Raw genomic sequence first — 23,250 nt, forward strand, 5'->3', positions numbered from 1 at the left:
CGCTAAATTGTTTTCAGGTTGAAAACTTTGTAATGGAACTACATCGTGCATGTTATCAGCCGAAAACCATTCAATGAGGCGATGCTCATGTATCCAAACCATGAGCTTGCTCTTGCTGACTTGCTGAATGTTCTGGAGAAAAAGACATTCACCAGGCCTGAGGAGATGAAGCAGTACATACATTCACTGGATAATTTTAAGTACAGAGATAAATGGTGGGTGATTGATGTTTCTGGCAACAGCCTGAGACTCATTTCCTACATAGATTTCAGGTCACATAAGATATTTGTGAAACATATCGTTTCCCATGCCGAATATGACAAACTGACAGCATATTATCGGGGTAATAAAGAATGAGAACTCATCGTCAGATGGATGCAACCAGCGCAAAAAAGATCGTAGATACCTTCAGCGATGCGGTAAAAACCATCCCACTGTTGGGGGAAGACCAAAATGACACTGAGTATCGCAGGGCACTAGCGCTAGTGGAGTTTCTGGTCGACCAGAACGATCTCGAAAACCCACTATTTGAATTGCTCTGTGCCCGGATCAGTGAATATGAAAAACATGCGCCGGAATTCAAAGCACTCAACCAACACCTGGAGAAAACTCCCTCTGGCGTTTCAGTATTGCGAACGCTCATGGATCAATATGGTCTCAAAGCAGCAGATCTTGCCAACGAACTTGGTTCAAAATCGAACGTCAGCAACATCTTAAATGGTCGCAGAGCCCTGACTGTAAGTCACATTAAAGCACTTGCTGAACGCTTTAACCTTCCGGCGGACGCTTTCATTGAGTAGATGATTACATCCTCTGACCTACTCTTCCTCGTTCCCGCCTTCTTCATATGCGCCAAACGGTTTTGCGGGTAGCACAATGTAGGTACCTTCAAACACCACGCCCGGCGTGTCATCGCCAAACACCCCAACCTGCATCTGAACGCGCGCCTTGCGACCTCTTGCCAGACGGTCCAGGTCACCGCTCAGCGAGCCCAGATCGGCGATAGCGGTAGGTTTCCCGGTGATCGGCCTGCTGTATCGGATATGTGCGTCGGCAAGGATTATCGTCCCGCCCAGATGACGCTCACGCAGCATCAGCCAGATAAGTCCCCAGCCCGTTAGCGTCGCCAGGGAAAACAGACTCCCGGCAAACAGCGTATGGTGCGGGTTCTGATTGCCCGTCTCGGGCATCGTGGTGATAAACTTCTGCCCGGTATACTGCTGAATGCGCACACCCATTTTCTCACTCAATGGAATATGTTCGTACCAGGCTTGCTGTAGCTGTCCGCACCAGTCCCCGCGATGGAGAATATCGTCCAGCGTCGCAATAGGCTTAATCATCAAAAAGTGACGCACCGGCGTGGTTTGCGGCGTGGTGATTTCTCCCTGGCTCACAAATCCCAGTTTGGCGAAAAATTCGACCGCATCTTCACGGGCACTACAGGTTACGCGTTTGACTCCTTCCTGACGCGCCACAGACTCCAGGGTCATCGCCATCAGCGTGCCCAACCCTTTCTCCTGCACGGAAGGGTCAACGGCCATAAAGCGTATGGAGGCTTCGTTATCCGCATTGATATACAGTCGGCCAACTGCGACCAGATTTCCCTCTTCGTCCACCACCATCTGGTGATGCGCCATCGCGTCCCAGGCATCCCGTTCGGAGCCTTTTGGCTGGTGCAAAGGTTTACGCAGCATCTCCCAGCGAAACTGGTAGTAACGCTCCAATTCTTCTTCTGTTTGCGGTACTCGAAGGTGATACATAGTCGTATTCTCTCTTGTTGTCCGCGGCCACACCGGTAGCTGGTTCATACTTGTAACCAGAACGTCACGGGGCCATCATTAACCAGTGAAACCTGCATATCCGCAGCGAATCGGCCGGTTTGCATATTCACTTCCTGTTGGCGGCAACGCTCAACAAAGTACTCATACAGCGCTTCAGCGCGATCGGGAGCAGCCCCTTTTGAAAACCCCGGGCGCATGCCGCGTTCGGTATCTGCCGCTAGCGTGAACTGTGAAACCACCAGTACACTCCCCCCTGACTGCTGCACGTTAAGGTTCATTTTGCCTTCGGCATCGCTAAAGATTCGATAGCCGAGTACGCGCTCGCACAGGCGGTTCGCTTTCTGTTCGTCATCATCCCTTTCGACACCTAACAGGACCAAAAGTCCTGGGCCAATTTCACCCGTCACCTCGCCCTCCACGGTGACGCTGGCACGGGTTACGCGCTGAATTAATGCAATCATGGTTGCTCTGCTTCTTCTTTTTCTGCGGCTTGTTTAAGTTTGCGGTATTCCCCGAGAGTGACAGTTATTTCCGCGCCTAGCAAGACGATACACCAGGTCCAGTATACCCAGACGAATAAAATGGGGATCACCGCCAGAACACCGTAAATGAGCTGATAAGACGGGAACATCGTGATATAGAGCGCAAATCCTTTCTTTCCGGTTTCGAACAACACCGCGGCCACAAAGGCACCAATAACCGCATCACGGTTAGGTACACGCGTAGTCGGTACGATGCTGTAAAGCAGCCAAAACGAGAGCCAGGAAAGCACCAGCGGGAAAATACGCAGGACGTTATCAATCACCGTGTTGAGATCGCTGGCCCAGCGCAATGACAACAGATAAGAGCTGATCGCCAGACTGGCCCCCGCCAACAGCGGCCCCAACGTTAAAATCATCCAGTAAACGGCGAAAGAGTAAACTTTAGGCCGGGTACGCTTGCTGCGCCAGATAGTATTCAGGGCGTTATCAATGGAATACATCAGTAATAACGCTGTCACAATCAGCCCACACGCCCCAACGGCCGTCATTTTGTTCGAGTTGGCGACGAACTGTTCGATATAACGCTGAATGACATCTCCCGTCGCTGGGATAAAGTTTGCGAAAATGAAATGACGTAGCTGGACACTGACGTCAGAAAACATCGGAAATGCGGCGAAAAGTGCAAAAACTACGGCAATAAGCGGCACTAATGAGAGCAATGAGACATAGGCAAGATTCCCTGCCAGCGTCGTCATGTTGTCCTCATCAATCCGCTGCCATAGTAGCTTCAGCCAGGCCCGAACAGGACGCGTATGGTACCTGGCTTGTTGCTGAACATTTTTTAGCATAGCAACTTCGCGAAATAGTCCGGAATGGTCGTTTTATCGACAACCTGGATGCTGGTAATCCCTAACCGATTAGCCCCTTCAATATTATCGGCGTTGTCATCAAAAAATACCGCCTCATGCGCAGAAAAACCTTCAGACTGCAGGACATGCTGGTAAATCCGCGCTTCCGGTTTACGCATGCCCAGATCCTGGGAAAGGTAAATATGGTCAGCAGCCTGACGGATTTCGGGGTATTCGTCCGGCCAAAACGTCGTGTGCAGACGGTTAGTATTCGACAAGACAACCACCCGATGCCCCTGCTCACGCAGCTTTTGCATGATGTCGATGACTTCAGGACGCAAGGCAACAAAAACGGCCTGCCAGCCATGGGAGAACTGCTCATAGCTTAACGGTAGCGCCATGTCATGACATATCGCCTCGGCAAAGGCTTCATCCGTTATTTCACCTCGCTCGTGCTGGTGAAAAGCCTCTCCCATGGTGAAACTTTGCTTTAACGAAGCCAGCGGTACACGGCTCAGATCGCTCCAAGTACCTAACACGCGATTGAAGTCGATATCGACAATCACATTACCCAAATCAAAGATATAGAGCATGCCCTTCTCCTTATTCGCCGTGGATGAATAACTGTAGCGGGAAAGGAGAAGTTTGACTATGCGAGAGTGATGGCTACGAACTTATCGAGCCATCATTGGGAGAATTACACTGCCAGAGCATCATCCTGTGAAGGACTCACTTGCACAATTTCCACCTGCTGTGACTGGAGTAAATTATGCAATGCGGGACCTGGGTATTCATCGGTAAACAGCGCGGTCACCTGAGACACGTTGCCAATCTCTACCGCGGCAGAAGCCGTATATTTCGTATGATCCGCAGCCAACAGAATATGCCTTGAATGGGCCATCATCGTCTTCACCACGCTGGCCTCGTTGACATCAAACTCCAGCAGCGCACCATCATTTTCGATCGCGCCAACGCTGGTAACCAGGTAGTCGGCCCGAAAATCAGCCACAAATGCCGAGGCAGAAGGGCCAATGATGCCGCTGTTATGCGAGCGTAACGTTCCCCCCGGCACCATGACTTCAAAACGTGGGTTGTTATACAGAATGTGCGCCACGCGTAGGCTATTGGTAATAATGCGCAAATGATTATGGTTTAACAGCGCGCGTGCTACCTGCTCAACGGTGGTGCCTATGGTAATAAACACCGTTGACCCATCGGGAATGTAGTCAGCCACCGCTTCCGCGATGGCTTTTTTCTCTTCCGTCCAGGAAACTTCACGCTGCTCGAACGCCGTATTCACCACGCTGGAGGCTCTACCCGCGCCACCATGATGACGCGTAATTAATCCTTGCTCGCTGAGTTTACGAATATCGCGACGTACGGTTTGCGTGGACACGTCCAGCAGGCTGGCCAGCTCGTCGATATTCATATAACCGCGCTCGCTAATCAGCATAAGCAGTTGATCGTGTCGCGGGTTACCGGTCAGTTCGGTAAGACTCATGAAATTTCCTCGAAAAACCATTGCCCTGGCATTTTATACAAAAAGTGACAGAAAAGATCGGGTTTGATCACAGTCAGGGATTCCGGCCCTTCCTCCCGGACGCGTGCATTTTAACGCAGCAACTCCGCTGGCAAACCTGACGGCCTCTTCTGGAGCATCGCCCCCAGCCAGGCTGAATGCGAGCGCACCGTGGAAAACATCTCCAGCTCCCGTAGTATCCACAACATCAACTTTAAATCCAGATTGATGCTGCAACGTATTATTTTTTATCCAGTCACAGCCTTCGCTCCCTCGTGTCACATAAACATGACCATTTGTGAGCGTTTTTGCTTGTTTCAGTCCAGCTTCAGAATCATTTATCCCGGTTAAACGTGCCAGACCAGGTTCAGAGAACGCAGCATGATCGCTTAACGCCACCAGCTCGCTGATATCTTGTGGCGTTACGTCACCATCCAGTACCGTCATCACTCCCGCCTGACGCGCCAGCGCGAACGCCTGCCTGGCCCCTTCGTGCCAGCGAACATCCGCCAACACCACATCCCACTGGGAAAAATCGATCTCATTGAGCCAATCAGCATCCGGCAATAAATCCGGGCTGGGATAGTTAACGATAATCCGTTCCCCTTGCGCATCAACCATAATTGCCGATTGCGAAGACTTCGCCCCTGCATAGCGCCGGGTGTAGCGGGTATTTACCCCCAGGGATTCCAGCTCCGCCAGCAGGCTATTTCCGGTGTCGTCATCGCCCACACGGCCAATAAAGTCCACCTGTGCGCCCAGCTTCGCTGCAGCCACTGCGGCCGTTGCAGCAGGCCCACCGCCCACTTCCGTATAACGCTTCGCCACATACTTACCCCCCTCAGTCGGTAATCCTTCCACGTAATAGATGCGATCCATCACGGCAATACCTACACAAGCAATACGAATCATGGTCATTCCTTAGGCGTTTCAAGATGGGACCATTTTAATTTCACAAAATGTTTAAAAAGTGACGGCTGTCAATTTTTTGACCATAAATTACAAATACGATCAAAAACAGACAAAAACAAACGACCTTAAATGACAAAAAATGACATCCACGTCTCAGGAGAACGTTATGGCAGTTATAGCATTTATCGGATTAGGTCAGATGGGTTCACCCATGGCGAGCAACTTGCTGAAGCAGGGTCATCAACTCAGCGTCTTTGACGTTAACCCGGATGCCGTTCAGCGCCTGGTGGAAAAAGGAGCACTGCCTGCCAGCAACCCGGCTCAGGCCGCAAAAGGGGCAGAATTTGTCATCACCATGCTGCCAAACGGCGATCTGGTACGCAGCGTACTGTTCGGCGAGCAGGGTATCTGCGAAAGCCTCTCCCCACAGTCGTTGGTGATTGATATGTCCACCATTCACCCGCTGCAAACCGACAAACTAATTACCGATATGCGTGCCAAAGGCTTCGACATGATGGATTGCCCGGTTGGACGCACCTCCGATCACGCTATCGCGGGAACGCTATTGCTACTGGCAGGTGGAACGGCACAGCAGGTAGAACGCGCCACACCGGTTCTGATGGCGATGGGTAATGAATTGATCAATGCAGGGGGTCCCGGTATGGGGATCCGCGTGAAACTCATCAACAACTACATGAGTATCGCATTGAACGCTCTTTCTGCCGAAGCCGCCGTGCTGTGCGAAGCGCTCGGCCTCTCCTTCGATGTAGCTTTGCAAGTGATGAGCGGCACCCCCGCCGGGAAAGGCCACTTCACTACCTCCTGGCCGAACAAAGTGCTGAAAGGCGATCTTTCCCCGGCCTTCATGATCGATTTAGCTCACAAGGATCTTGGCATCGCGCTGGACGTTGCCAACCAACTACATGTGCCGATGCCGCTCGGCGCCGCCTCCCGCGAAGTCTATAACCAGGCACGCGCCGCTGGCCGTGGCCGGGAAGACTGGACGGCCATTCTTGAACAGGTTCGCGCATCCGCCGGGCTAAATAAACACACAGATAAGTAAGGATTGAGCAATGACGAAGTACACCCTGAAAGATATCACCCGAGCTTCTGGCGGATTTGCCATGCTGGCGGTCGATCAGCGCGAAGCCATGCGCTTAATGTTTGCCGCAGCGGGTGCAAAATCCCCGGTCAATGACAGCGTGCTGACCGATTTCAAAGTCAATGCGGCGAAGATCCTGTCCCCCTATGCCTCCGCCATTCTGGTCGATCAGCAGTTCTGCTACCGCCAGGTTGTAGAGCAAAACGCGGTCGCCAAAAGTTGCGCCATGATTGTGGCCGCTGATGAGTTTATTCCGGGTAACGGTATTCCGGTCGATAGCGTGGTGATTGATAAAAAAATCAACCCGCAGGCCGTGAAGCAAGATGGTGCCAAGGCTCTCAAACTGCTGGTGCTGTGGCGTAGCGATGAAGATGCCCAACAGCGTCTTGATATGGTGAAAGAATTCAATGAGCTATGCCATTCCAATGGCTTGCTGAGCATCATCGAGCCTGTTGTTCGTCCACCGCGTCGTGGCGATAAGTTCGATCGCGAACAGGCCATTATCGATGCCGCAAAAGAACTGGGTGATAGCGGTGCCGATCTCTACAAGGTCGAAATGCCGCTATACGGCAAAGGTACCCAACAAGAATTGCTTAGCGCGTCTCAGCGCCTGAATGAAAACATCAACATGCCGTGGGTCATTCTCTCCTCTGGTGTAGATGAAAAACTGTTCCCGCGCGCGGTCAGCGTAGCAATGACCGCTGGCGCATCCGGCTTCCTGGCCGGACGTGCGGTGTGGTCATCGGTTGTTGGCCTGCCGGATACCGAACTGATGCTGCGTGATGTTTCCGCGCCTAAATTGCAACGTCTTGGCGATATCGTCGATGAAATGATGGCCCGTCGCCGCTAATACGAGGATCAAAGAATGAAATGGTTTAACACACTGAGCCACAACCGCTGGCTGGAGCAGGAAACTGACCGCATCTTTAACTTTGGCAAAAATGCTGCTGTCCCTACCGGATTTGGCTGGCTGGGTAACAAGGGGCAAATTAAAGAAGAGATGGGGACTCATCTATGGATTACTGCCCGAATGTTACACGTTTACTCTGTGGCAGCGGCTATGGGCAGGCCTGGGGCATATGATCTGGTTGATCACGGCATCAAGGCTATGAATGGCGCGTTACTAGATAAAAAATATGGTGGTTGGTATGCCTGCGTGAATGACGAAGGCGTGATGGATGCCTCCAAACAAGGGTATCAACACTTTTTTGCACTGCTGGGCGCAGCCAGCGCAGTAACAACCGGGCATCCTGAAGCCAGGAAATTACTGGATTACACCATAGAAGTTATTGAGAAATACTTCTGGAGTGAAGAAGAGCAGATGTGCCTGGAATCCTGGGACGAAGCTTTCAGCCAGACGGAAGATTACCGCGGCGGTAACGCCAACATGCATGCGGTCGAGGCTTTCCTGATCGTTTATGACGTTACCCATGACAAAAAATGGCTGGATCGCGCTATCAGAATCGCATCCGTCATCATTCATGATGTAGCCAGAAACAACCATTACCGTGTGAATGAGCACTTTGATGCTCAATGGAATCCTATCCGCGACTATAACAAAGAAAATCCAGCACACCGTTTCCGTGCATTTGGCGGCACACCAGGCCATTGGATCGAATGGGGTCGTTTAATGCTGCATATCCACGCAGCGCTGGAAGCCAGATGCGAACAACCCCCAGCATGGCTGCTGGAAGATGCTAAAGGTTTGTTCCACGCTACAGTACGCGATGCCTGGGCTCCAGATGGGGCAGACGGCATTGTGTATACCGTTGATTGGGAAGGGAAACCCGTTGTACGTGAACGTGTACGCTGGCCTATTGTAGAAGCGATGGGGACAGCCTATGCCCTCTATACCGTAACAGGGGATCGTCAATACGAAACCTGGTATCAGACATGGTGGGATTACTGCATTAAATACCTGATGGACTATGAAAATGGTTCATGGTGGCAAGAATTGGATGCAGACAACAAGGTGACCACTAAGGTCTGGGACGGTAAGCAGGATATATACCATCTTCTGCACTGTCTGGTAATCCCACGCATCCCGCTCGCTCCAGGGCTGGCACCAGCCGTAGCAGCGGGCTTGTTAGATATCAATGCGAAATAAAAAAGCCTAGTAAAGACGGCATATCAGCAAACAAATGTTGCATATGCCGTTGTTTAGTAAGGGTATCTAATATTAAGGTGATATATATGCATAGTGGTGGGAATACGATATTACTCGCTGCAGGTGATTACCGGGCGCAAATAGTTTCAGTTGGTGCCGGTCTTGCCGAATTAACCTGGCAGGGCAAACATCTGGTTATACCTCATAAACCAGAAGAGATGCCTCTTGCTCATCTGGGTAAGGTATTAATCCCTTGGCCAAATCGTATTGCCAATGGCATTTATCAGCATGATGGGCATGAGTATCAGCTACCGATTAATGAACATGGTTCCAACACCGCTATTCACGGTTTACTTGCATGGCGGGACTGGCAAATTGATGAATTAACGGCCACAAAAGCCTCATTCTCCATATTTCTGCCACCAAGTTATGGCTACCCATTCGCATTGATTTCACGAGTGATTTACTCACTGGACGCAACAGCCGGACTGTCCGTTGAGATAATTAGCCAAAATGTCGGCGATAAACCAGCACCTTACGGAGTCGGTATTCACCCTTATTTAACCTGTGATTTAACGCCTGTTGATGACTATACGCTGCAGCTTCCTGCAAATGAGGTTTTGGCTTTCGATACACAGTCTAACTCAACAACGTTACTTCACGTCGATGAGCTGAATTTGGACTATTCCATCCAACAAAAAATCGGTGATAAACGGATTGATCATACTTTCAAAACTTGCGGCGAGCGGTGGGAAGCGAAAATTATTAATCAACAAAAAGAGCTGGCTGTTAGTTTGTGTTCCGATCAACCGTGGCTTCAGGTCTATAGTGGCGAAAAGTTGAATCGTCAGGGATTAGCTATCGAGCCGATGAGTTGTCCACCTAATGCCTTTAACTCTGGGATCAACTTACTATTACTTAAACCAAAACAGCAGCATACATTATTTTTTAATATTCATGGTGAATGCATATAGTTCAAGTATTTATTTGTGCAGGATACCCATTACCCTGACTTAAAAAGGCCAAGGTAATATTTTAGAATTTGATAATGAAGGAATTATAATGGATTTCTTTAATTTATTTACACCTGATGGCGTGATGTTGGAATCTAATGTTATATACACCGTTATCGCCTTAATGTTTCTTTATACATTCGTAGGAATATGTGCTGGCTTTGGTGGTGGATTGACAACTATGCCGCTCATCACCCTGATGCTGCCTGTAAAAATGGCAACACCACTTTCTGTTATTGTCGGAACAGCGACCGCCATTTATGCCACATGGTTATCTCGTAAAGAAACGGACTGGCGATCGGCTGCCGTTCTTATCGGCTTTTCCTTTCTTGGCATTCCGGTAGGTTTATATGCACTTTCCTATCTACCTGACCACATTATGAAAATAGGATTGGGCGGTTTTCTTATTCTCTACTCATTCTACAGTATGTTTATTCCTCGCTTACCCATCTATGACAGACGTTGGATTGCTGCACCGTTAGGGGCAGTAGCTGGTGCGCTAGGGGCGGCCTTTTCCACAAACGGACCACCAGTTGTGATGTATGGAATGCTACGTAATCTGGGTCCAGCCGCTTTTCGCGGTACGCTGAATGCGTTCTTTACGGCTAACAACATTGCCGTTGTCGGCGGTCTGGCAACGAGTGGAATATTAACAATCTCAACATTTAAACTGGTTATTTTCTGTATTCCTACAATGATACTCGGTTCCTTAGTCGGGCAATATGTGCATAAGCGCATTTCGGTAAAAGTATTCCGTGTTTTAGTATTTTTATTATTAATCGCTTCAGGTGCAATGTTAATAAAAGGTGCATTAGGTATTTCAGCTATCACGGCGCTTCTACCACCATTTGTGCTGTTGGCGGCATTACAAATACTTTTAGGTAAAAAAATTGCTGAGATTCGTAGAGTGGATGCTAGCAAATAATAAGAGTTTGTCTTGTTCAAGCGCTACTTAAGGGTAGCGCATAACTATTTAAGGCTAATGAATAATAGCAAACCATAACCAATCAGTATGCTCGCGTTCCTCAATTTCATGGAGAATATTTTATGAGCACGCAAAGTAGGCATCTATCCTCTGTCCTGATAGAAAAGAATATTGATGGCTTTACGCTAACGTACCACCAGCGCCTGATTTTACGTCACAGCACAGAAACCCCTTGTCTATGGATCGGCGCTGGCGTTGCCGACATTGACATGTTTCGCGGCAACTTCAGCATCAAAGACAAGCTCAATGAGAAGATTGCTCTGACCGACGCCACGGTTAGCGATTCACCTGATGGCTGGCTGGTACATTTCAGCCGCGGTAATACCATCAACGCCACGCTGCACATCTCTACCGATGAACAGGGCCGCCTGAAGCTGGACCTGCACAACGATGATCTCAGCCATAACCGCATCTGGCTGCGTCTGGCAGCCAACCCGGACGATCATATTTACGGCTGTGGTGAACAATTCTCTTACTTCGATTTGCGCGGAAAACCCTTCCCACTGTGGACCAGCGAACAGGGCGTGGGCCGTAACAAAAACAGCTATGTCACCTGGCAGGCTGACTGCAAAGAAAATGCCGGCGGAGACTACTACTGGACCTTCTTCCCGCAGCCGACCTTCGTCAGCACACAGAAGTACTACTGCCACGTTGATAACAGTTGCTATATGAATTTCGACTTCAGCGCACCGGAGTATCACGAGCTGGCGCTGTGGGAAGACAAAACCACCCTGTGCTTTGAGTGCGCCGACACGTATATTTCCCTGCTGGAAAAACTGACCGCGCTGTTAGGTCGCCAGCCGGAGCTGCCGGACTGGGTTTACGACGGCGTCACGCTCGGTATTCAGGGCGGTACTGAGATTTGCCAGAACAAACTGGACACCATGCGTAACGCAGGCGTGAAAGTAAACGGCATCTGGGCGCAGGATTGGTCCGGGATCCGCATGACCTCCTTTGGCAAGCGCGTGATGTGGAACTGGAAGTGGAACAGCGACAACTATCCGCAGTTGGATAACCGTATTAAGCAGTGGAAAGAAGAAGGCGTGCAGTTTCTCTCCTACATCAACCCATACGTCGCCAGCGATAAAGATCTCTGTGCCGAAGCTGCCGCTCGCGGTTATCTGGCGAAAGATGCCTCAGGCGCTGACTATTTGGTTGAGTTCGGCGAGTTTTACGGCGGAGTGGTCGATCTGACCAACCCCGAAGCCTACGACTGGTTCAAAGAAGTCATCAAAAAGAACATGATTGAGCTGGGCTGCGGCGGTTGGATGGCCGACTTTGGCGAATATCTGCCAACCGATACGTATCTGCACAACGGCGTCAGCGCTGAAATTATGCATAACGCCTGGCCCGCACTGTGGGCCAAATGCAACTACGAAGCGTTACAGGAAACCGGCAAACTCGGCGAGATCCTGTTCTTTATGCGTGCGGGCTACACCGGCAGCCAGAAGTACTCCACCATGATGTGGGCAGGCGATCAGAACGTTGACTGGAGCCTCGATGACGGTCTGGCTTCCGTCGTTCCTGCGGCGCTATCGCTGGCGATGACCGGCCACGGTCTGCACCACAGCGATATCGGCGGCTACACCACCCTGTTTGACATGAAACGCAGCAAAGAACTGCTGCTGCGCTGGTGTGACTTCAGCGCCTTCACGCCGATGATGCGCACCCACGAAGGTAACCGCCCTGGCGATAACTGGCAGTTTGATGGCGATGCAGAGACTATTGCCCACTTTGCCCGCATGACCACCGTGTTCACCACCCTGAAACCGTATCTCAAACAGGCCGTTGCGCAGAACGCCGCCTCCGGCCTACCGGTAATGCGCCCGCTGTTCCTGCATTACGAAGACGATGCAGCCACTTATACCCTGAAATATCAGTACCTGCTGGGACAGGATTTGCTGGTCGCGCCGGTTCACGAACAGGGCCAGCAAAACTGGACGCTGTATCTGCCGGAGGATAGCTGGGTAAACGTCTGGACTGGAGAAACTTACCAGGGCGGTGAAATTACCGTAGATGCACCTATTGGCAAGCCTCCGGTGTTTTATCGCGCGAAGAGTGAATGGGCGTCACTGTTTGCCACCTTACGCAACATCTAACACGGCTCGCCCGCGGGGAAACTCGCGGGCACATGGAGAATAATAATGAGTCAAACCTCTGCTGATCCGGCAACGCTACGCCTGCCACTTAAAGAAAAAATAGCTTATGGCATAGGCGATCTGGGTTCCAATATTCTGCTGGATATTGGCACACTCTATTTGTTGAAATTCTACACAGATGTCCTCGGTCTTCCGGGAACCTATGGTGGGATTATCTTCTTAATCGCTAAATTCTTTACCGCATTTACCGATATGGGCACCGGTATTGTGCTCGACTCGCGGCGAAAAATAGGACCGAAAGGTAAATTTCGCCCTTTCGTTCTGTATGGATCATTCCCAGTAGCACTGCTGGCTACAGCCAACTTTATAGGGACACCGTTAGAAATTACGGGCAAAACGGTCGTCGCAACGCTGTTGTTTATGCTGTATGGATTGTGCTACAGCCTGATGAACTGCTCTTATGGCGCGATGGTGCCAGCCATAACCAAAAATCCAAATGAACGTGCCTCGCTAGCCGCCTGGCGCCAGGGTGGATCCACCTTAGGCCTTCTCATTGGCACCGTTGCTTTTGTACCGGTAATGAATTTGATTGAAGGCAATCAACAGCTGCAATATGCCGTTACGGCTGCTCTTTTCTCGTTATGCGGGCTGCTATTTATGTGGCTTTGCTATGCGGGTGTCAAAGAGCGTTATGTTGAGGTCAAACAGGCTGATTCCGCACAAAAAGCAGGAATTTTGCAATCCTTCCGCGCAATCGCGGGTAATCGCCCACTGTTTATTTTGTGCGTTGCCAACCTCTGCACCCTTGCGGCATTTAATGTCAAACTGGCGATTCAGGTCTACTACACCCAGTACGTGCTGAACGATCCGATTATTTTGTCCTATATGGGCTTCTTCAGCATGGGTTGTATATTCATCGGCGTCTTTTTGATGCCTGCTGCTGTACGCCGCTTTGGTAAGAAAAAGGTCTATATCGGTGGGCTGATAATTTGGGCTGTGGGCGATCTGCTTAACTACGGCTTCGGTGACACTTCAGTGAGTTTCGTAGCCTTCTCCTGCCTGGCATTCTTTGGCTCAGCATTCGTCAACAGTCTGAACTGGGCGCTGGTCTCGGACACAGTGGAATATGGCGAATGGCGTACTGGTGTTCGTTCCGAAGGGACAGTTTATACCGGGCTCACCTTCTTTCGAAAAATGTCCCAAGCGCTGGCTGGCTTTTTCCCTGGATGGATGCTTACTCAAATTGGCTACATTCCAAACGTAGTGCAGTCGGCCAGCACTGTTGAAGGATTACGTCAGTTGATCTTCATATATCCTTGTGTGCTCGCGGTGCTCGCCATGATTACAATGGGCTGTTTTTACAACCTCAACGAGAAAATGTACTTCCGTATCGTTGAAGAAATAGAAGCGCGTAAACGTACTGCTTAACAATAATAATTAATGACGCCCTTCGGGGCGTTGTAAGGAGTGGTTATGCCTGACCATGATCCGCTAACGCTAAAATTAAGCCTGAAAGAAAAACTCGCTTACGGCGCGGGTGATATTGGCTCCAATCTAATGCTAAGCATTGGCACATTGTATTTGCTCAAATTTTACACAGATGAGCTAGGAATGCCTGCATATTATGGTGGGGTTATTTTCCTTATAGCAAAATTCTTTACAGCATTTACAGATATGCTAACCGGATTTCTTCTCGACTCTCAAAAAAACATAGGTTCCAGGGGGAAATTCAGACCTTTTATTCTGTATGCAGCTGTACCATCCGCGATTATTGCGACAGTTCAGTTTATTGCTACAACATTTAGCCTGCCGCTCAAGACTGCTATTGCCACTGGTCTATTTATGCTATTCGGTCTGTTTTACAGTCTAATGAACTGTTCATATGGCGCCATGATTCCAGCAATAACAAAAAATCCAAATGAACGAGCACAACTGGCAGCTTTTCGACAAGGTGGGGCAACAATAGGTTTATTAATCTGTACGGTTGCTTTTATTCCTCTTCAATCTTTATTCTCTACAACTACCATTGGTTATGGTTGTGCAGCCTTAATTTTCTCTATCTTTGGTTTTGTTTTTATCATGTTATGTTATAAGGGAACCAAAGAACATTACATTGAGCCCCTCTCTCTGGGGCATAAAACAAGCATAATCAAATCATTTTGTGCAATTTTTCACAACCCACCACTATTAGTTCTATGCATTGCAAATTTGTGTACACTAGCAGCATTTAATATCAAGCTCGCCATTCAGGTTTATTATACCCAATATGTACTAAATGACATTAACCTATTATCCTGGATGGGTTTTTTTAGTATGGGTTGCGTAATTATTGGGGTTTTGTTAGTCCCCTGGACCGTGAGATGCTTTGGCAAGAAACGCGTATATTTAGCAGGTATGGTTTTATGGGCCGCTGGCGATATTTTAAATTATTTTTGGGGTTATAACTCCTTTTATTTTGTGATTTTCTCTTGCTTAGCCTTCTTCGGAACCGCTTTTGTTAACAGCCTGAACTGGGCGCTGGTTCCGGATACGGTCGATTATGGCGAATGGAAAACGGGGATCCGCGCTGAAGGCTCGGTGTATACGGGTTATACCTTTTCGCGCAAAATTTCCGCTGCGCTCGCTGGGTTCCTGCCGGGCATCATGCTGACGCAAATCGGTTATATCCCCAACATAACCCAAAGCGATGCAACTTTGCTCGGCCTGCGTCAGCTTATTTTCCTCTGGCCTTGTGGGCTGGCCATTATCGCTGCATTCACGATGGGTTTATTTTATAAGCTCAACGAGACTCGCTTTGCTTTTATTATTGAGGAAATCAGCCAACGGAAGAAAAACAATGCTCTATCGGAGCCTGTTACCACTAAAAATAATACCACTGCTGTAAACGTATAAAAATAATAGCCGCCTACTCCATCTTAATGGATGGCGGCCTCCCTACGCTTAAAAAATGGATTTATTATGAAAAAGTTAACAACACTAATTCTCTTATCCTCTGTTGCTTCTACTTCTGTTTTTGCGGGTGCCTATATCGAGAACCGTGAGGCATATAATCTGGCATCCGATCAGATAGAAGTGATGATGCGCGTTGGCTATAACTCCGATATGGGCGCAGGTATCATGCTCACCAACACCTACACCATGCAACGTAAGGATGAGTTAAAACACGGCTATAACGAAATAGAAGGTTGGTATCCTTTATTTAAACCAACGGATAAATTAACTATCCAGCCCGGTGGATTGATAAACGATAAGAGTACGGGTTCTGGTGGCGCGGCTTATCTGGATGTTAACTATAAATTTACCCCGTGGTTTAATCTTACCGTGCGTAACCGTTATAACCATAATAACTATAGTTCAACCGATCTAAACGGTGATCAGGATAATAACGATACCTATGAAATAGGTAATTACTGGAACTTTACCATCACCGATAAATTTTCCTATACCTTTGAGCCGCACTATTTTATACGAGTCAATGACTTCAACAGCAGTAACGGAAAAGATCATCACTGGGAAATTACGAATACCTTTAAGTATCGTATCAATGAACACTGGTTGCCCTACCTGGAATTACGCTGGTTAGATCGTAATGTGGAACCCTATCATCGCGAACAAAATCAGATTCGTGTTGGGGCAAAGTATTTCTTCTGATACTCCCGAGATAAAAAAAGCCGCTGATAATCAGCGGCTTTTTTATGCTTACCTGAGAAAGAGCGTTAATTACTCTTCTTTCGCGCCACGCATTGCACGGCGACGATCGTTTTCAGTCAGGTGACGCTTACGAATACGGATAGAGGTTGGAGTCACTTCTACCAGTTCGTCGTCATCGATGAATTCCAGAGCCTGCTCCAGAGTCATCTTAACCGGCGGAACCAGAACCGTTGCTTCGTCAGTACCAGACGCACGCATGTTGGTCAGTTTCTTACCAGTCAGGCAGTTTACGGTCAGGTCGTTAGAGCGGCTGTGAATACCGATGATCTGGCCTTCGTAAACTTCAGCACCGTGACCCAGGAACAGCTTACCGCGGTCCTGCAGGCTGAACAGTGCGAACGCAACTGCTTTACCCTGGCCGTTGGAGATCAGTACGCCGTTCTGACGCTGACCCACATCACCCGCACGAACGTCGTCGTAGTGGCTGAAGGTGGAATACAGCAGACCGGTACCGGAGGTCATGGTCATGAATTCTGAACGGAAGCCGATCAGACCACGGCTTGGGATCACGTAGTCAAGACGTACGCGGCCTTTGCCATCTGGATTCATGTTTTTCAGATCGCCTTTACGCTCACCCAGCGCCTGCATCACAGAACCCTGATGCTGCTCTTCAACGTCCAGCGTTACGTTTTCGAACGGCTCTTGTTTACGGCCATCGATTTCGCGGAAGATAACTTTCGGACGGGAAACCGCCATTTCGAAACCTTCACGACGCATGTTTTCGATCAGAACAGACAGGTGTAGCTCACCACGACCGGATACACGGAACGCATCCGCATCTTCGGTTTCTTCAACGCGCAACGCAACGTTGTGCACCAGCTCTTTGTTCAGGCGGTCAAGGATCTGACGAGAGGTAACATATTTACCTTCTTTACCACAGAACGGAGAGGTGTTTACGCAGAAGAACATGGTTACGGTCGGTTCATCAACGGACAGAGCCGGCAGCGCTTCGACATTCTGCGGGTCGCAGATGGTGTCGGAGATGTTCAGTTCGCCCAGACCGGTGATCGCGATGATATCGCCTGCTTCGGCAATATCACTCTCGATACGTTCCAGACCCAGGTGGGTCAGAACTTTACCGACTTTACCGTTGCGGGTTTTGCCTTCGCTATCAATGATAGTGATCTGCTGGTTCGGTTTAACTTTACCGCGTTTGATGCGGCCGATACCGATAACGCCAACGTAGTTGTTGTAGTCCAGCTGAGAGATTTGCATCTGCAGCGGGCCGTCAAGGTCTACGTTCGGAGCTGGTACGCGATCAACGATGGTCTGATACAGCGGGGTCATGTCTTCCGCCATATCTTCGTGATCCAGACCTGCGATACCGTTCAGCGCGGAAGCGTAAACGATCGGGAAGTCCAGCTGCTCGTCGGTAGCGTCGAGGTTAACGAACAGGTCGAATACCTGATCAACAACCCAGTCAGGACGCGCGCCAGGACGGTCAACTTTGTTGATAACAACAATTGGCTTCAGGCCATGGGCAAAGGCTTTTTTGGTCACGAAGCGCGTCTGCGGCATCGGACCATCCATTGCATCCACCACCAGCAGCACGGAGTCGACCATGGACATTACACGTTCAACTTCACCACCGAAGTCGGCGTGCCCCGGGGTGTCAACGATGTTGATACGGTAGTCATTCCATTTGATAGCGGTGTTTTTAGCGAGGATGGTAATCCCACGCTCTTTCTCCAAATCGTTGGAGTCCATCACGCGCTCTTGGGTTTCAGCACGTGCATCGAACGTACCGGATTGTTGGAGCAGCTTGTCTACCAGGGTCGTTTTACCATGGTCTACGTGCGCGATGATGGCGATGTTACGCAAATTTTCGATCACAACTTTGCCTCAGGCATTTTAGAAATAGCGCGTTATTGTACACGGATTAATCGCAGTACAAAACAGGATCACAAACATCCTCCGCAAACAAGTATTGCAGAGTTTCTTTGTGATCACATTCACGGAGCGTTAAAAGGGGTAATCTGGGGTGCTTTGCACCAATATGGTGCTTAATGTTCACATTAAAGCACTATAATGGTGCAATACATCCTTCATGGTGCAGCCCCTTTGCACGATAGTGCGCATGATAACGCCTTTTAGGGGCAATTTAAAAGTTGGCACAGATTTCGCTTTATCTTTTTTACGGCGACACGGCCAATTTTTTGCAGAATTGAAGACTTCGTTACCACGACGACCATGACCAATCCGGGAGAGTAAGTATGTCCGCTGAACACGTTTTGACGATGCTGAATGAACACGAAGTGAAGTTTGTTGATTTGCGCTTCACTGATACCAAAGGTAAAGAACAGCACGTCACTATTCCTGCTCATCAGGTAAATGCCGAATTCTTTGAAGAAGGCAAAATGTTTGACGGCTCCTCAATCGGTGGCTGGAAAGGCATTAACGAATCAGACATGGTTCTGATGCCAGATGCGTCTACTGCACTCATCGACCCGTTCTATGAAGAGTCTACCCTGATCATCCGTTGCGATATCCTGGAACCCGGTACGCTGCAGGGCTACGACCGCGACCCGCGCTCCATCGCTAAACGCGCTGAAGAGTACCTGCGTTCTACCGGCATCGCAGATACCGTTCTGTTCGGGCCAGAGCCAGAGTTCTTCCTGTTTGACGACATCCGTTTCGGCGCGTCCATTTCCGGTTCCCACGTGGCTATCGATGATATCGAAGGCGCATGGAACTCCTCCACCAAATACGAAGGTGGTAACAAAGGTCACCGTCCTGGCGTGAAAGGCGGTTACTTCCCGGTTCCTCCGGTAGATTCTTCTCAGGACATCCGTTCTACCATGTGTCTGATCATGGAAGAAATGGGTCTGGTTGTTGAAGCGCACCACCACGAAGTGGCAACCGCTGGCCAGAACGAAATCGCAACCCGCTTCAACACCATGACCAAAAAAGCGGACGAAATTCAGATCTACAAATATGTGGTGCACAACGTTGCTCACCGTTTCGGTAAAACTGCGACCTTTATGCCAAAACCAATGTTCGGCGATAACGGTTCCGGTATGCACTGCCACATGTCCTTGTCCAAGAATGGCGTAAACCTGTTCTCCGGTGACAAATATGCGGGTCTGTCTGAGCAGGCGCTGTACTACATCGGCGGCGTTATCAAACACGCTAAAGCGATCAACGCCCTGGCGAACCCGACCACCAACTCCTACAAACGTCTGGTCCCGGGCTACGAAGCGCCGGTTATGCTGGCTTACTCTGCCCGTAACCGTTCTGCTTCCATCCGTATTCCGGTGGTAGCTTCTCCGAAAGCGCGTCGTATCGAAGTGCGTTTCCCGGACCCGGCTGCTAACCCGTACCTGTGCTTTGCCGCGCTGCTGATGGCGGGTCTTGACGGTATTAAGAACAAGATCCACCCGGGCGAAGCGATGGACAAAAACCTGTACGACCTGCCGCCTGAAGAAGCGAAAGAGATCCCACAGGTTGCGGGTTCTCTGGAAGAAGCACTGAAAGAACTGGATCTGGACCGCGAGTTCCTGACTGCAGGCGGCGTGTTCACCAATGAAGCTATCGATGCGTACATTGCGCTGCGTCGCGAAGAAGATGACCGCGTGCGCATGACGCCGCACCCGGTAGAGTTTGAGCTGTACTACAGCGTTTGATCGTTTGAGTTGTACTTTCCAGAGAAGGTCGCGTCACGCGTTGGCGCGATAACCTGGAATTGAGTTGCCGTGGAAACTTTCAGCCCATCACACGATGGGCTTTTTTCTCCACTAACAACCTGCTTTCTCGCGCTTTTTATCCATAAAAAGCTATAATGCACTAAAATGGTGCAACACTTTTCAGGAGACTGCTGAATGGCAACCGGCACGCTGCCCGATGCTGGGCAGATCCTCAATTCTTTAATCAATAGCATCTTACTCGTCGACGATGAGCTGTCGATACATTACGCCAACCCGGCGGCGCAACAGCTGCTCGCTCAAAGCTCCCGCAAACTGTTTGGTACACCGCTGCCCGATCTGTTGAGTTATTTCTCGTTAAACATCGGACTGCTGCGTGAGAGCCTGGAAGCCGGTCAGGGCTTTACGGATAACGAAGTGACGCTGGTGATAGACAGCCACTCACATATCCTCTCTGTGACCGCCCAGAGGCTGCCTGATGGCTTGATCCTGCTGGAGATGGCGCCAATGGATAACCAGCGCCGTCTGAGTCAGGAACAACTCCAGCATGCCCAGCAAATTGCCGCCCGCGATCTGGTACGCGGGCTGGCGCATGAAATCAAAAACCCGCTGGGCGGGTTACGCGGCGCGGCACAGCTTCTCAGTAAAGCGCTCCCGGACCCGGCGCTGACCGAATATACCAAAGTCATTATTGAGCAGGCCGACCGCCTGCGTAATCTGGTCGACCGTCTGTTAGGACCGCAACAACCGGGCATGCACGTCACGGAAAGTATTCACAAAGTAGCGGAGCGTGTGGTCGCGCTGGTTTCGATGGAAGTACCAGAAAACGTTACGCTAATTCGTGATTACGATCCGAGCCTGCCTGAGTTATTGCACGACCCGGACCAGATAGAACAGGTTTTGCTGAATATCGTGCGCAATGCCCTGCAAGCCTTAGGGCCGGAAGGTGGCGAGATCGTACTGCGTACCCGCACTGCGTTTCAGCTCACGCTGCACGGCGTGCGTTACCGTCTGGCGGCGCGGATCGATGTTGAGGATAACGGCCCGGGTATTCCCTCTCATTTGCAGGACACGCTGTTCTACCCAATGGTCAGCGGTCGCGAGGGCGGTACCGGCCTTGGGTTATCCATCGCCCGTAATTTAATTGATCAGCATTCCGGCAAAATTGAATTTACCAGTTGGCCGGGTCATACCGAGTTCTCGGTTTACCTGCCTATCAGGAAATAAAGGTGACGTTTATGCAACGAGGAATAGTCTGGGTCGTTGATGACGATAGTTCCATCCGTTGGGTGCTAGAACGTGCGCTCGCAGGGGCTGGTCTGAGCTGTACCGCATTTGAAAGCGGTAAAGAGGTGCTGGACGCACTGGCCAGCAAAACACCGGACGTATTGTTGTCAGACATTCGCATGCCGGGTATGGACGGTCTGACGCTGTTAAAACAGATCAAACAGCGTCATCCAATGCTTCCGGTCATCATAATGACGGCGCATTCCGATCTGGATGCCGCCGTCAGCGCCTACCAGCAAGGGGCGTTTGATTATCTGCCCAAACCTTTTGATATTGACGAAGCCGTGGCGCTGGTCGAACGTGCCATCAGTCATTATCAGGAACAGCAGCAGCCGCGTAATGTACAAATCCCCGGACCAACGACCGATATTATTGGCGAAGCGCCAGCGATGCAGGATGTTTTTCGCATTATTGGCCGACTTTCCCGTTCTTCAATCAGCGTATTGATTAATGGCGAGTCCGGGACCGGTAAAGAGCTGGTCGCTCATGCCCTACACCGTCACAGCCCACGCGTCAAAGCGCCGTTTATCGCGCTGAACATGGCGGCGATCCCGAAAGATTTGATCGAGTCTGAACTGTTCGGTCATGAGAAAGGGGCGTTTACCGGGGCAAATACCATTCGTCAGGGGCGTTTTGAGCAGGCCGACGGTGGGACGCTGTTCCTCGATGAAATCGGCGATATGCCGCTGGACGTGCAAACGCGTTTACTGCGCGTATTAGCCGATGGACAGTTTTACCGGGTGGGTGGTTATGCGCCTGTGAAAGTGGATGTTCGCATCATCGCCGCCACGCATCAGAATCTGGAACTGCGCGTACAGGAAGGTAAATTCCGTGAGGATTTATTCCACCGTCTGAACGTCATTCGCGTTCATTTGCCCCCGCTGCGTGAACGTCGGGAAGACATCCCTCGCCTGGCACGTCATTTCCTGCAGGAAGCCGCCCGCGAACTGGGGGTGGAAGCCAAACAATTACATCCCGAAACCGAGGCAGCGCTTACGCGTCTGGCCTGGCCGGGCAACGTACGCCAGCTTGAAAACACCTGCCGCTGGTTAACCGTTATGGCTGCCGGACAAGAAGTATTGATTCAGGACTTGCCGGCCGAGCTTTTTGAAACCAGCGTGCCAGACGCGCCGTCCCCTATGCAGCCGGACAGTTGGGCAACGCTGTTAGCACAGTGGGCAGACCGGGCATTACGTTCCGGTCATCAAGATTTGCTTTCTGAAGCTCAACCAGAGATGGAGCGCACGCTATTGACCACCGCGCTACGTCATACCCAGGGGCATAAACAGGAAGCAGCGCGCTTGCTCGGCTGGGGCCGTAATACCTTGACGCGTAAGTTAAAAGAACTCGGAATGGAGTGACGCTCGGTCACAGTGTAAAGTTTGATAATTGAGCGCAAATTGCTGCTATTTTGCGCTTTACTGTTCTGATGAGTTAAGTATGATCGTGCCCGGCTAACGGGGGGAAGTCATCATGCTGGAATCAATGATTAATCTGCTGTCGAGCGGTGCGGTCGAAAGCCATACGCCACAAACTGCGGTTGCCGCAGTGCTGTGCGCGGCGCTGGTTGGACTGTTCAGCTGACAATGTGCCGGATGGCGCTAACGCTTATCGGGCCTACAGGTTGTCGCAACGCGTAGGCCCGGTAAGCGCAGTGTATGACCGGATACATAGGTGACAGATCAGACCGGGAACATAGGTAACACTTTTCAGTCTATCCGGAGCACACTCTCGGTTTTTCGGTCGTAGTACGCAAGTGTTAT

22 protein-coding genes are annotated in these 23,250 nt (G+C 50.2%); 15 read left to right on the forward strand and 7 right to left on the reverse strand.

Translation table 11 applies throughout. From position 1 onward, the window contains the following. Nucleotides 1-45: 45 nt before the first annotated feature. Both FHD02_RS17835 and FHD02_RS17840 read left to right on the forward strand, forming a co-directional pair. Nucleotides 46-357 carry a type II toxin-antitoxin system HigB family toxin gene (locus tag FHD02_RS17835; protein WP_079939296.1) on the forward strand — a complete coding sequence of 104 codons (312 nt, stop codon included), beginning with the start codon at nucleotides 46-48 and terminating at the stop codon, nucleotides 355-357. Further along, nucleotides 354-800 carry a type II toxin-antitoxin system HigA family antitoxin gene (locus FHD02_RS17840; protein WP_079939295.1) on the forward strand — a complete coding sequence of 149 codons (447 nt, stop codon included), beginning with the start codon at nucleotides 354-356 and terminating at the stop codon, nucleotides 798-800. The genes FHD02_RS17835 and FHD02_RS17840 overlap by 4 nt, the downstream gene beginning before the upstream one ends. An 18-nt stretch (nucleotides 801-818) precedes the next feature. Here the strand turns inward: FHD02_RS17840 and fabY are convergent, their stop codons facing one another. From fabY to FHD02_RS17870, 6 genes are all read right to left on the reverse strand, one after another. After that, complete coding sequence (gene fabY / locus FHD02_RS17845; protein ID WP_003825286.1) at nucleotides 819-1,760, reverse strand: fatty acid biosynthesis protein FabY; 942 nt, start codon at nucleotides 1,758-1,760, stop codon at nucleotides 819-821. 44 nt (nucleotides 1,761-1,804) lie between these two features. After that, nucleotides 1,805-2,242, reverse strand: a complete 438-nt coding sequence (dtd, locus tag FHD02_RS17850) for a D-aminoacyl-tRNA deacylase (RefSeq protein WP_220394144.1) — start codon at nucleotides 2,240-2,242, stop codon at nucleotides 1,805-1,807. Further along, nucleotides 2,239-3,111, reverse strand: a complete 873-nt coding sequence (locus FHD02_RS17855; protein WP_220394145.1) for a virulence factor BrkB family protein — start codon at nucleotides 3,109-3,111, stop codon at nucleotides 2,239-2,241. The genes dtd and FHD02_RS17855 overlap by 4 nt, the downstream gene beginning before the upstream one ends. Continuing rightward, nucleotides 3,105-3,704: a glucose-1-phosphatase gene (yihX, locus tag FHD02_RS17860; protein WP_123269190.1), complete on the reverse strand. Its 600-nt coding sequence runs from the start codon at nucleotides 3,702-3,704 to the stop codon at nucleotides 3,105-3,107. The genes FHD02_RS17855 and yihX overlap by 7 nt, the downstream gene beginning before the upstream one ends. 104 nt (nucleotides 3,705-3,808) lie before the next feature. Further along, on the reverse strand, nucleotides 3,809-4,612 hold the full coding sequence (locus FHD02_RS17865) for a DeoR/GlpR family DNA-binding transcription regulator (protein ID WP_137361702.1): 804 nt from the start codon (nucleotides 4,610-4,612) through the stop codon (nucleotides 3,809-3,811). Between the two features lie 33 nt (nucleotides 4,613-4,645). After that, entirely contained in the window at nucleotides 4,646-5,542 is an 897-nt protein-coding gene (locus FHD02_RS17870; RefSeq protein ID WP_137361701.1) for a sugar kinase, read from the reverse strand. A gap of 166 nt (nucleotides 5,543-5,708) precedes the next feature. On the opposite strand from FHD02_RS17870, the gene yihU reads away from it, so the two are divergent. From yihU to ompL, 9 genes are all read left to right on the forward strand, one after another. Next, nucleotides 5,709-6,605: a sulfolactaldehyde 3-reductase gene (gene yihU, locus FHD02_RS17875; protein WP_137371466.1), complete on the forward strand. Its 897-nt coding sequence runs from the start codon at nucleotides 5,709-5,711 to the stop codon at nucleotides 6,603-6,605. Nucleotides 6,606-6,615: 10 nt separating this feature from the next. Next, nucleotides 6,616-7,494 carry a sulfofructosephosphate aldolase gene (yihT, locus tag FHD02_RS17880; protein ID WP_023217875.1) on the forward strand — a complete coding sequence of 293 codons (879 nt, stop codon included), beginning with the start codon at nucleotides 6,616-6,618 and terminating at the stop codon, nucleotides 7,492-7,494. A gap of 15 nt (nucleotides 7,495-7,509) precedes the next feature. Beyond that, nucleotides 7,510-8,751, forward strand: a complete 1,242-nt coding sequence (gene yihS / locus FHD02_RS17885) for a sulfoquinovose isomerase (RefSeq protein WP_023217874.1) — start codon at nucleotides 7,510-7,512, stop codon at nucleotides 8,749-8,751. A 71-nt stretch (nucleotides 8,752-8,822) separates the two neighbouring features. Further along, nucleotides 8,823-9,725 carry an aldose-1-epimerase gene (locus FHD02_RS17890; RefSeq protein ID WP_063941728.1) on the forward strand — a complete coding sequence of 301 codons (903 nt, stop codon included), beginning with the start codon at nucleotides 8,823-8,825 and terminating at the stop codon, nucleotides 9,723-9,725. Between the two features lie 88 nt (nucleotides 9,726-9,813). Next, nucleotides 9,814-10,689: a sulfite exporter TauE/SafE family protein gene (locus tag FHD02_RS17895; protein ID WP_063941727.1), complete on the forward strand. Its 876-nt coding sequence runs from the start codon at nucleotides 9,814-9,816 to the stop codon at nucleotides 10,687-10,689. Between the two features lie 122 nt (nucleotides 10,690-10,811). Then, nucleotides 10,812-12,848, forward strand: a complete 2,037-nt coding sequence (locus FHD02_RS17900) for an alpha-glucosidase (RefSeq protein ID WP_220394146.1) — start codon at nucleotides 10,812-10,814, stop codon at nucleotides 12,846-12,848. A gap of 45 nt (nucleotides 12,849-12,893) precedes the next feature. Beyond that, nucleotides 12,894-14,276 (forward strand): MFS transporter, encoded by a 1,383-nt coding sequence (locus FHD02_RS17905; RefSeq protein ID WP_200920946.1) that lies wholly within the window; start codon nucleotides 12,894-12,896, stop codon nucleotides 14,274-14,276. A 45-nt stretch (nucleotides 14,277-14,321) separates the two neighbouring features. Continuing rightward, nucleotides 14,322-15,740 carry an MFS transporter gene (locus tag FHD02_RS17910; RefSeq protein ID WP_220394147.1) on the forward strand — a complete coding sequence of 473 codons (1,419 nt, stop codon included), beginning with the start codon at nucleotides 14,322-14,324 and terminating at the stop codon, nucleotides 15,738-15,740. Nucleotides 15,741-15,806: 66 nt separating this feature from the next. Further along, complete coding sequence (gene ompL, locus FHD02_RS17915; protein ID WP_137361695.1) at nucleotides 15,807-16,499, forward strand: porin OmpL; 693 nt, start codon at nucleotides 15,807-15,809, stop codon at nucleotides 16,497-16,499. Nucleotides 16,500-16,568: 69 nt separating this feature from the next. Here the strand turns inward: ompL and typA are convergent, their stop codons facing one another. After that, the gene (gene typA, locus FHD02_RS17920; protein WP_003028641.1) at nucleotides 16,569-18,392 is read right to left on the reverse strand and encodes a ribosome-dependent GTPase TypA; all 1,824 of its coding nucleotides are present in this window, start codon (nucleotides 18,390-18,392) and stop codon (nucleotides 16,569-16,571) included. Between the two features lie 380 nt (nucleotides 18,393-18,772). Between typA and glnA the strand changes: the two genes are divergently transcribed. The 4 genes from glnA to FHD02_RS17940 all read left to right on the forward strand — a co-directional run bounded on the left by glnA (nucleotide 18,773) and on the right by FHD02_RS17940 (nucleotide 23,071). Further along, nucleotides 18,773-20,182 carry a glutamate--ammonia ligase gene (glnA, locus tag FHD02_RS17925; protein ID WP_038635848.1) on the forward strand — a complete coding sequence of 470 codons (1,410 nt, stop codon included), beginning with the start codon at nucleotides 18,773-18,775 and terminating at the stop codon, nucleotides 20,180-20,182. A 195-nt stretch (nucleotides 20,183-20,377) separates the two neighbouring features. Continuing rightward, nucleotides 20,378-21,427 carry a nitrogen regulation protein NR(II) gene (glnL, locus tag FHD02_RS17930; RefSeq protein ID WP_042313563.1) on the forward strand — a complete coding sequence of 350 codons (1,050 nt, stop codon included), beginning with the start codon at nucleotides 20,378-20,380 and terminating at the stop codon, nucleotides 21,425-21,427. Nucleotides 21,428-21,438: 11 nt separating this feature from the next. After that, nucleotides 21,439-22,848, forward strand: a complete 1,410-nt coding sequence (glnG, locus tag FHD02_RS17935; RefSeq protein ID WP_220394148.1) for a nitrogen regulation protein NR(I) — start codon at nucleotides 21,439-21,441, stop codon at nucleotides 22,846-22,848. Between the two features lie 112 nt (nucleotides 22,849-22,960). Continuing rightward, on the forward strand, nucleotides 22,961-23,071 hold the full coding sequence (locus tag FHD02_RS17940; RefSeq protein WP_003028631.1) for a YshB family small membrane protein: 111 nt from the start codon (nucleotides 22,961-22,963) through the stop codon (nucleotides 23,069-23,071). Nucleotides 23,072-23,250 lie beyond the last annotated feature (179 nt).

The organism is Citrobacter sp. EC_71 (genome assembly GCF_019584005.1).
Classification (GTDB): Bacteria; Pseudomonadota; Gammaproteobacteria; order Enterobacterales; family Enterobacteriaceae; genus Citrobacter; species Citrobacter werkmanii.